Source organism: Streptomyces sp. ATCC 21386, from assembly GCF_018728545.1.
Lineage (GTDB): Bacteria > Actinomycetota > Actinomycetes > Streptomycetales > Streptomycetaceae > Streptomyces.
In genome coordinates, this window is the sequence record NZ_JAAVVL010000001.1 from 2,956,688 (window position 1) to 2,964,060 (window position 7,373).

The window sequence follows — 7,373 nt, forward strand, 5'->3', positions numbered from 1 at the left end:
ACCGTGCTCCCGAGGTGCTTTCCGTCCCCGTGCGATGCCCGCACCTGGGTGAAGGAGCGACCACCCGTAAGGAGCAGTACGGACGCTGACGTTCCGGAAAGTGGTGTGTCTCACGCCCCGGCGGCCACAAGGGAGGGGTGACGTCCGCCGTTCCCGAAATGGGCGAGTACCCCGAGCTGTGTGAAGGAACCCTGGGTGAGCCGGTAGTGGCCGTTCTTAGCTGAGTGACCGTCATATCGCTTAGTGCGTACACCGGTTGGGGGTCCGGACCATCGCTCGTGCTGCGCGGCCCTGTTGCGCCGGACGGGTGAGGGCGGACCGCGGGAGGTGCGCCGGGGCATCGGGCAGCGGCGGGCGGCGACGGGCAGCACATCCTTTTGTCCCTTTGAATGCATATGTCGGTTCAGAGGTCTGTCGGTGTCGCCCCCGGGATGGGTCCATGCGCATGAGTTCGAACGCCGCTCCGGTCGTCGCGCCCGTCGCGGTCCGGGCGGCCGGGCCGTCGAGGCCCGGCCCCGTCGCCGTGGTCGCCGCAGCCTTCACGCTGGCCCAACTCCTGCTCGTGCCACCGGGGATGGGGCTCGGGTGGGACGAGACGGTGTATGTCAGCCAGGTCAGCCCGCACGCGCCGGCGGCGTTCTTCAGTGCCCCGCGCACACGGGGTGTGCCGTTGCTGGTGGCGCCGGTCGTCGTCTGGACGTCGTCCACCGGGGTGCTGAGGGTGTATCTGGCGGTGCTGTCGGGGGTGGGGCTCTACCTCGCCCTGCGCGCCTGGCGAGGACTCTTCCCGGCGCGTGCGCTGGCGCTCGCCGGAGCGCTGTTCGCCTCCCTGTGGATGACCCTCTTCTACGGGCCGCAGGCCATGCCCAACCACTGGGTCGCGATCGGCGCGCTCGGCTGTGTGGGGTGCTTCCTGCGGGCGCGGAACGATCCGGAGGACCGGACGGCGTTGTGGGGCGCGGGCGCGGCCACGGCCCTGATGGCGTGGATGCGGCCCACCGACACCGTGTGGGTGACCCTCCCGCTGTTCACCCTGCTGGTCCTCGTACGGCGGTGGTGGCGGCCGCGGCTCCTGGGGGTGATGGCGGCCGGCCTCGCCACCGGGGCGCTCGCGTGGGTCGTGGAGGCGTACGCCCAGTTCGGCGGACCGGCCCGGCGCCTGGCCGACGCCTCACGCATCCAGGGCGGGCTGGGCTGGAACATCGCCGTCGACGATCAGATGCGCAGTCTGGTGGGCCGTACGCTGTGCCGGCCGTGCACCGGCGACCTGCCGCACCCCGCGGTCATCGCCTGGTGGTTCGTCCTGCCGGTGCTGGCCGCTCTCGGCCTGGCCGTCGCGGTCCGGGCCGGACGGGCGACGCCCACGCTGGTCCCGCTGGTCTGTGCCGCCATGGCCGCCGTTCCGTACCTGTTTCTGATCGGGTATGCCGCCCCCCGTTTCCTGCTGCCCACGTACGCCCTGCTGGCGATCCCGGTGGCCGACGCGCTGTGGGATCTCGTCAGAGGTCCGGGCGGGGCCTGGCGACCGGTCGCGGGGGCCGTGGTGGCGCTCGGGCTCGTCGGGCATCTGGCGGTGCAGTACGTGGTGCTGGAGCGCACGGTCACCCGCACCACGGCCTTCCACCGCGACTGGGACCGTGTCGCCGCCGAACTGCGGCGCCTCGGTGTCCGGCCCCCTTGTCTGCTGACCGGCGACTACGCCATCCCCATCGCCTACTACGCGGGCTGCTCCTCCGGCCACACCAGCGGCAACAACGCCAACATCACCCGCGACGGCATCCTGCGCACCGCCGACCGCATGCCCGTGGCGGCGCTCGTCGCACCGGGCGGCGGACCACCGGAGTACGCGCGGGGGTGGCCGGCGCGCGAGGTCGCGGGGTTCCGTCTGCATGTGGCGCCGCCGGGAGGTCGGGCGCTCACGGGGGCGTGGCCGCGGCGCCCGTGACGAAGCCGTTCTTGGCCGTGTCGAAGACGGGGCGGTAGGTGTCCCAGTCCAGGGCCGGGGCCGAGAGGTAGATGTCGTACTCCCGTTCGCCCGCGCGGCCGTATCCGAGGTCGATGGCGCGGAAGGCCCGGGCCCGGCCCTGGAAGGTGAACTCCCAGATGGCCGCGGGCTCGCCGCGGAAGGTCGTCTTCTGCATCCGCAGCTTCCGGTACGAGCCGGGGTAGTTGACCTTGGTGTTGGCCTCGATGTCCTCGAAGTGGGCCATGGGGTGCGAGCCGGCGGGGTCCACGATGCCGATCGTGAGTTCGGCGAGGTCGCTCTCGTCGGTGTACGTGACCGACTCGGACGTCCGCTTGCTGGCCTTCCAGCCGTCCGGGACGGGGAAGGAGATATCGAGGGTCCGTTCCGTGACCAGGTGGAAGCCGTCGGGTACGGGAGAGGCGGAGGGGGACGGGGTGGCGGAGCCGCGGCCTCTCGGAGGCGCGGACTGCCCGCCGGGGTCCCCGTTCACGTAGAGCGTGGCGCCCACGACCGTCGCGGCCACGGTCACCGCGACGGCGACCGTGACGAGCCACCGGCGCTTCCTCCGGCCGGAGCCTGCGGGCCGCCCACCCTCCGCGGGGCCCCCGTCGGCAGTGGGGAGGCTCTCCCGGCCGGTGTGCCGACCGCCGGTCCGGGCACCGCCGGTGTCGTGCACACGGGTCGCGCGGACGTCGGCCTCGGCAGCGCCGGTCCCGTGCTCGTCGTGTGGGCCCCCGTCGTACGAGCCCTCGCCCCGCGCGAGCCCGTACGAGGGTCCGGTGGCCGAGCCGTCGGTGGACATGCCTCCTCCGGCCAGGGTTCCGGTCCCCGGCGTCGGCAACGGCAGCGCGGCGGCCGTCCGGCCGGAGACCACGGCGTGGAGGGCTCGTTCGGTCTGTTCGGTGGTGGGCCGGTCGGCGGGTTCCTTGGCCAGGAGGGCCTCGACGAGGGGACCCAGCGCGCCGCCCCGCTTCAGGGGCTCCAGGGGGTCCACGGCGATGGCGTACGCGGCCTCCATCGCGGTGAGGCGGCGGAACGGCGGCCGGCCCTCGAGCGCCTGGTAGAGCGTGGCCCCGAGGGCCCACAGGTCCGAGGCCGGGCCGGGTTTCCGGCCGCGGATGCGCTCCGGGGCCATGTAGTGGATGGAGCCGACCATCTCGCCGGTCCTGGTCAGGGTCGAGGCGTCCGCCGTCATCGCGATGCCGAAGTCGGTGAGGACGACCCGGCCCTCGGCCCCGAGCAGCACGTTGCCGGGTTTGACGTCGCGGTGCAGTACCCCCGCCGCGTGCGCGGCGCGCAGCGCGGCGACCATGCCCAGACCGATACGGGCCGCCTCCTCGGGCGGGAGGGTCCGGCCGTCGGTGAGGAGATCGGCGAGGGTGGGCGCCGGGACGTACTCCATGACGATGCAGGGCCTGCCGTCACCGGGGCCGGTCCCGGTGACGCCCCGGACACCGTCCACGGGGCCGCCGATGTCCGGGTCCAGGTGGTCGTCCACCACGTCGTGGACGACGATCACGTTCGGGTGCGCGATCCGGGCCGCGCTGCGTGCCTCGCGGCGCGTGCGCTCGTACAGGGTGAGAAGGTCGTCGGGCGACAGATGCGGCTGCACGTGCAGCCGCTTCAGCGCGACCTGGCGGTCCAGGACCTCGTCCCCGGCCCGCCACACCGTGCCCATGCCGCCACGGCCGATCTGCTCCGTGAGCCGGTAGCGCCCGGCGACGAGCCGCCCTACGTCCGACACCACGTGCCCTCCGCCAGCCCTGCGTACGTTCGATTCGCGACGCCACAATAACCGGACCCGGGTAAGGGGCCGGGAGGAGGACCGCTGCGGAGCGGCCGGGGCGCTCGGGGCCAGTGGGCGCGCGGTGGGGCGTGAGCGGTTGTTCGGCGTACCGTCGTGACTGTGGACTCCACGGCTGACGGTCTCGTGGCCCGTGTCGCGCGTGAGCTCCTCCCCAGAGCGGAGGAGCTGACCGCCGAGGTGGAGCAGTGCCTGCGCCGCGAGATGCCCGAACTGTGGGCGCACCCCGACGCCATGGCCTCGGACAACGTCGCCGACCACGTCGTCGCGGTGCTCTCCGCCCTGCAGTACGGCCTGGGCCCGGGCGGTATCGAGGTGTCGTCCGCCGAACTGGAGCGCGTACGCCGTGTCGCCCGGCACGGTGTCCCCGTGAGCGCGGTCCTGCGGGCCTTCCGGCTCGGCGAGGGAATCATCCTCGACCACCTGCTGGCGGAGATGCCCCGCTGCACCGACGACGCGGCCCTGGTCAGCGAGGCCGCGCGCCGTCTGATCGTGGCGGCGACCGGGTACGTGGACCGTACCTCCGAGCAGGGCGTCGTGGCCTACGAGCAGGAGCGCGACCGGCGGCTGCGCTGGCGGCTGTCCATGGTGAACGAGTCGAGCGTCCGCATCGGCACCACGCTGGACATCGCCCGCACCACGCAGGAGCTGGCGGACTTCGCCGCCGAGCACTTCGCCGACCTCGTCACCGTCGACCTGCTCGACTCCGCGCTCGGCGCACACGACGCCGCGCCGGACGCCCCGCCCGCGTCACCCGCGCTCCACCGGGTCGCCCAGCGGTCGGCGGCGCACCCAGGTCCGGCGCCCACGCCCGCTCCTGGACCGCCCCACACCTTCCCGCCCGGCTCCCCGGCGTCCCGCGCCCTGGCCACGGGCCAGCCGTCCAGGCACCGCCTAGACGACGGCCACCGGGGGCCGTACGGGGCCGCCGGGTTCGCGGGCGAGCCCGGCGCTGAGGGTGGTTGCGGCGCGGTGGGCGGTGCGGGCGCGCTGGAGACCGACGGGGACGGCGACGGCGGGGGCGGTGGTGGCCGGCGCCGACGGGTCCACTCCACGCTGGTGGTGCCGTTGCGGGCGCGCGGTGTCACGCTCGGGGTCGCGCAGTTCTGCCGGGACCGCAACCGGGACGCCTTCGACGACGAGGACCTGCTCCTCGCGCAGGAGATCGCGGCGAGGGCGGCGATCGCCGTCGACAACGCCCGCCGGTACACCCACGCCCGCGCCACCGCCCTCACCCTGCAACGCAGCCTGCTCCCGCGCCGCACGCCGAAGCAGTCCGCCGTCGACGTCGCCTTCCGCTACCTCCCCGCCGACGCGCAGGGCGGCGTGGGCGGGGACTGGTACGACGTCATCCCCCTCTCCGGGGCCAGGGTCGCGCTCGTCGTCGGCGACGTCGTGGGGCACGGCATCCACGCCGCCGCCACCATGGGGCGCCTCAGGACCGCCGTACGCACCCTGGCCGACATCGATCTGCCACCCGACGAACTCCTCACCCACCTGGACGACGTCGTGCTCCGCCTCGCCGCCGAGGTGGATGAGAACGACGAGAACGACGAGAACGGCGAGAACGGCGAGAACCACCAGAACGGCGAGAGCCACGCGGACGACGAGGCCGCGACCGTCCGGGGCGCGACCGCCGGGCCCACGTCCTACGGTCGGACCGCGTCAGGCCGGACCGCACCAGGTCGGACCGGGCCCGCGGCCCCCGCCGCGACGGGGGCCGTCGCGGGAGGCGGGGACATCGGGGCCACCTGCCTGTACGCCGTGTACGACCCCGTATCGCGCCGCTGCACCGCCGGTCGTGCGGGGCACGTGCTGCCTGCCGTGGTCGGCCGGGACGGCACCGTCGACATCCTCGAGCTGCCGCCGGGCCCACCGCTCGGCCTGGGCGGGCTGCCGTTCGAGGCGGCGGAGTTCGAGCTGCCGGAGGGCAGTCTGCTCGCGCTCTACACCGACGGTCTGATCGAGGCGCGGGACCACGACATCGAGGCGGGCCTGACCCGGCTCCGTGACGCCCTCGCCCGGCCGGCCCCCTCGCTGGAGGCCACCTGCGACGCCGTGCTCGAAGCGCTGCTCCCGGCCAGGCCGCCCGACGACGTCGCCCTGCTCCTGGCCCGGACCCACGCCCTCGGCGCGGGCCAGGTCGCCGCCTGGGACCTGGAGGCCGAGCCCGCCGCCGTCGCCCGCGCCAGGTCGCACGTCACCCGGCAGCTGGCGGAGTGGGGGCTGGAGGAGCTGGAGTTCACCGCCGAGCTGGTGGTCAGCGAACTCGTCACCAACGCCATCCGCTACGGCCGGCCCCCCGTCCGGCTGCGGCTCATCCACGACCGCGCCCTCATCTGCGAGGTCTCCGACTCCGGGGGCACCACCCCGCACCTGCGCCGCGCCCGGGTCTTCGACGAGGGCGGCCGGGGCCTCCTCCTGGTCGCCCAGCTGGCCGAGCACTGGGGCACCCGCCGCGCCCGCCGGGGCAAGACGGTCTGGGCCGAACTGAACGACTCCGCCGTCCTCACCTTCCCGGAGCCGGCCGACATCCAGGACCACCGCGAGGGCGACGGCGGGGTCGTGGACGGCGACACCGGCGACGAAGGTCGTCGGGCGCCCTGAGGCAGCCGTTGACGACGGGCGTCGTCTGACGACGGGCGTCTGACGACGAGCGCCTGACGACGGTGGCGACGGCGAACGTCCTGGCACGGCCCGCTCTGACGCTTGCCGGATGAGAGGCCGACGGTAATCTGACGACTGTCAAGTAATCAATCTGACGCACGTCAAATAACATGCCGGTGCGTCCCCGACACGGGTGCGCGCCCGAGCGATGGAGGCAAGCGTGGGAGCAAGAGCCGAATCCGCCCGTCGGCCGGGGCGTCCCGGCGCGGACACCCCCGCCCTGCCGGAGGAGGCGAGCATCCTGCAGCGCGGCCTGGAGGCATTCGCGGAGCTGGGCTACGACCGGGCGTCCGCCCGCGAGCTGGCCCGCCGCCTCGGCGTCAGCCACAACTTCATCAACGACCGCTACGGTTCCAAGGCCGCGTTCTGGCGCGCGGTGGTGGACGCGTCCCTGGGGGCGCAGGTGGCCCGCATGGTCGGGCCCGACCCCTCGCTCGACGACGAGGAGAACCTGCGGCGGCTCATCACCGACTTCTACCGGACCGCGGCCGACACCCCGCTGGTCGGCCGGCTCTTCGTCGACGAACTCAACCAGGACACCGAGCGGTTGGACTACCTCTACGACCGCTACATCGGCGTTCTCGTGGGCCATATGGCGTCCAGCATCGACCGGCTCGTCGCCGCCGGGCGAATGGCCCCCATCCCGATGGACGTCCTCTTCTTCGCCGTCTTCCCCACCGTCTCCGGCATGCTCGACGTGCCCCTCGCCCGCCGTCTCGGCCGCTCCGAGGGCTCCTCGCCGGAGCGGATCGCCGCCACGGCGGAGTCATTGGCGTCGCTCGTGCTCGACGGGTTGCTCGGCGCGGGCCTGAAGGGGCGTTCCTGAAGCGGCCGTGGTGTGTCGTTTCGGCAGGGCTGGGGCACCTTGATCCGCCGCCAGAACTCCTCACGGATCTGCGGGATCCGCTCCAGGGCCTTGCGCAGTCCGCCGTCGGT

Annotated in this window: 4 protein-coding genes; 3 read left to right on the top strand and 1 reads right to left on the bottom strand. The window is 73.7% G+C overall.

Annotated elements, in window-relative coordinates; translation table 11 throughout:
- Positions 1-439 precede the first annotated feature (439 nt).
- Positions 440-1,945: a hypothetical protein gene (locus GWK25_RS12890; protein ID WP_215450092.1), complete on the top strand. Its 1,506-nt coding sequence runs from the start codon at positions 440-442 to the stop codon at positions 1,943-1,945.
- On the opposite strand, the gene GWK25_RS12895 is transcribed toward GWK25_RS12890, so the two are convergent.
- Positions 1,917-3,713, bottom strand: a complete 1,797-nt coding sequence (locus GWK25_RS12895) for a serine/threonine-protein kinase (RefSeq protein WP_215450095.1) — start codon at positions 3,711-3,713, stop codon at positions 1,917-1,919. The two genes, GWK25_RS12890 and GWK25_RS12895, sit on opposite strands and share 29 nt — an antisense overlap.
- Before the next feature lie 159 nt (positions 3,714-3,872).
- On the opposite strand from GWK25_RS12895, the gene GWK25_RS12900 reads away from it, so the two are divergent.
- Together GWK25_RS12900 and GWK25_RS12905 are read left to right on the top strand one after the other, a co-directional pair.
- Positions 3,873-6,377 (top strand): SpoIIE family protein phosphatase, encoded by a 2,505-nt coding sequence (locus tag GWK25_RS12900; protein WP_215450098.1) that lies wholly within the window; start codon positions 3,873-3,875, stop codon positions 6,375-6,377.
- A 220-nt stretch (positions 6,378-6,597) separates the two neighbouring features.
- Positions 6,598-7,263: a TetR/AcrR family transcriptional regulator gene (locus GWK25_RS12905; protein ID WP_308010707.1), complete on the top strand. Its 666-nt coding sequence runs from the start codon at positions 6,598-6,600 to the stop codon at positions 7,261-7,263.
- Positions 7,264-7,373 lie beyond the last annotated feature (110 nt).

What these genes read in the sequence shown, in the direction of transcription:
- GWK25_RS12890 (WP_215450092.1), top strand. Translation starts at nt 440, where the DNA reads ATGCGCATGAGTTCGAACGCCGCTCCGGTCGTCGCGCCCGTCGCGGTC.